Annotated in this window: 3 protein-coding genes and 1 pseudogene; 1 reads left to right on the top strand and 3 read right to left on the bottom strand. The window is 57.7% G+C overall.

The genetic code is table 11. From position 1 onward, the window contains the following. Positions 1-273: 273 nt before the first annotated feature. The 3 genes and pseudogenes from ASD03_RS38385 to repC all read right to left on the bottom strand — a co-directional run. A complete protein-coding gene (locus ASD03_RS38385; RefSeq protein ID WP_082555684.1) occupies positions 274-792 on the bottom strand; it encodes an RES family NAD+ phosphorylase in 519 nt (172 codons plus the stop codon). Continuing rightward, entirely contained in the window at positions 789-1,178 is a 390-nt protein-coding gene (locus ASD03_RS31225) for an antitoxin Xre/MbcA/ParS toxin-binding domain-containing protein (RefSeq protein ID WP_025429740.1), read from the bottom strand. The genes ASD03_RS38385 and ASD03_RS31225 overlap by 4 nt, the downstream gene beginning before the upstream one ends. A 581-nt stretch (positions 1,179-1,759) precedes the next feature. Next, positions 1,760-1,924, bottom strand: a pseudogene (gene repC / locus ASD03_RS40090) (replication initiation protein RepC); the annotation flags it as partial. Between the two features lie 41 nt (positions 1,925-1,965). Here repC and ASD03_RS40085 point away from each other — a divergent pair. Next, positions 1,966-2,079, top strand: a complete 114-nt coding sequence (locus ASD03_RS40085) for a type II toxin-antitoxin system VapB family antitoxin (protein ID WP_280137638.1) — start codon at positions 1,966-1,968, stop codon at positions 2,077-2,079. Positions 2,080-2,084 lie beyond the last annotated feature (5 nt).

Here is a 2,084-nt window from a genome sequence, read left to right as displayed (position 1 = left end):
TATTACAATGACGTGGAACGCAAACAGGGGCGCGCCGCCCGGCTGATCACCTGAAAGCGCCGGTCATACCGGCGGAGGCGTGTGGTCCTGGACGTCCGGTATAGCGCGACGATCAGGATGAGACGAATCTCACCTTGATTGCCGCCGCGCAACGTCCGGCTAATTCCGGGTCTTGGTTGCTTACCTTTGCTGTAAGCACAGTAGAGCCGACGTATCATGGCTGCAAGAACAAGACGCAGTCGTAAAGGGCTCGTGCTTATTGCGCCGATGCGCCTAATCCCAGGACAGCTGATCCTTCGGAAGCCGACCACTTGGGTCATGTACTTGCACTTTATGAGGCAGGCTGGGGCCCCAGTTCCAAAGCACCAGGTTTCGATCTCCCTCTTCGGAGCCAGGCGCAAAACTGGGTACTATGATGCCTGCCGTACCCCTCGCCTTCAGTCGATCGTATATCGACCAGGATGGGGGCCTCCTTCCTTCGGAAAGCGCGGTGGCCCAACTGCAGGCCATTTCCTCCACCGAAACACTATTCGCGGCCCGACCAACGTCAGAAGTAAGGTCCGCAATGTCATCACAGTCGACATCGTAGGAACAAAGTACGCAGGGGTCGATACGATGAGCAAATCCTTGATTGGCTTCCTTAATCGCCGTCATGACACTGAGGCCGAGATAGAGAGCCCGCACGCCTTTTGGGTTGAACCGCGCGCCCCTTATAGCCGCGCCATCTCCTGAAACCGGTTTGAAAGCCCAGCGTGGATCGTGCGCACGGTAACAATTGCCCACAAACCTCAAGCGAAGCCCCCTAGGGCCATATGATCGAGGTAATCTCGCACCGCCGCGGCCTTGCCGTCTTTTACGAGAGCCTCGGGCGTACGCCCGCCAAAAGCTGGTAGAGGTTGAGCCCGGTACCAAGCCATTGCTTGCTCCTTACCACCGGCCCAATCTGAGACGCGACTGATAATCTCCAGCATTTCCCGAAGGCGACTCTGCGTTTTCGCGCCCAGGCTACGCTCGCTTCTATACAGCGTTTCGCGGGCTAGGCCCGCCGTCTCGGCCAACTGGCTCTTAGACATGCCGAAGCCGGTTGCGACCCGTTCCACAGCGATCTTTCCCGAGCGATCCATATAGGACAGGACCAGGGGACCGCTTTGCTCTAGAGATTTCAGAACCTGAGGCATGATCATTCCGCCATATCGARTAACTCATTTATTGTGCAAAATATATGACTCTATTGGCGACAACGCAAGCGACTACGACAGAYTCGCCGGGGTAGCGAGAAGCTTCAGGTTGCTGCCCTCCAAAGAGCCGTTCGCTAGGCGCTTCGAGCAATCACCGGGTTCGCCCGCAATAGAGCCATCAGCACCGGTCCGAGCGAAAACCNGCCGAAGCCGGTTGCGACCCGTTCCACAGCGATCTTTCCCGAGCGATCCATATAGGACAGGACCAGGGGACCGCTTTGCTCTAGAGATTTCAGAACCTGAGGCATGATCATTCCGCCATATCGAGTAACTCATTTATTGTGCAAAATATATGACTCTATTGGCGACAACGCAAGCGACTACGACAGATTCGCCGGGGTAGCGAGAAGCTTCAGGTTGCTGCCCTCCAAAGAGCCGTTCGCTAGGCGCTTCGAGCAATCACCGGGTTCGCCCGCAATAGAGCCATCAGCACCGGTCCGAGCGAAAACNCGCAAGCGACTACGACAGACTCGCCGGGGTAGCGAGAAGCTTCAGGTTGCTGCCCTCCAAAGAGCCGTTCGCTAGGCGCTTCGAGCAATCACCGGGTTCGCCCGCAATAGAGCCATCAGCACCGGTCCGAGCGAAAACTCCCCTCGCCGCGCCTTGTCCGTCAGATTGCGAAGATAACCGCCGGCCGAGTTGATGTGCCCTGCCCTCTCGAGAATGCAGGCCATCGTCGCGGCCGCAAGAGCGGCTGCGGCGCCTCGCAAATGCCGGAAATCGCGAAGTGCTTCTCGAGGAACTGGCGGSGAGCCGTAAACGCTGGGCGAAGCTCCCGGTGCTGGATAAGCGCTCTGCCGATGAGATTTTGGGGTATGACGAAAACGGCCTTCCCAACTGATGGTC

The sequence above is a fragment of the Ensifer sp. Root127 genome (assembly GCF_001425225.1).
Classification (GTDB): domain Bacteria; phylum Pseudomonadota; class Alphaproteobacteria; order Rhizobiales; family Rhizobiaceae; genus Ensifer; species Ensifer canadensis.
Note: the sequence above shows the minus strand (reverse complement) of the source record. Positions and strands in the feature narration are given on the sequence as shown.

Excerpts from the sequence above, each read along its gene's own strand:
- ASD03_RS31225 (WP_025429740.1), bottom strand. The coding sequence starts at position 1,178 with ATGCCTCAGGTTCTGAAATCTCTAGAGCAAAGCGGTCCCCTGGTCCTG.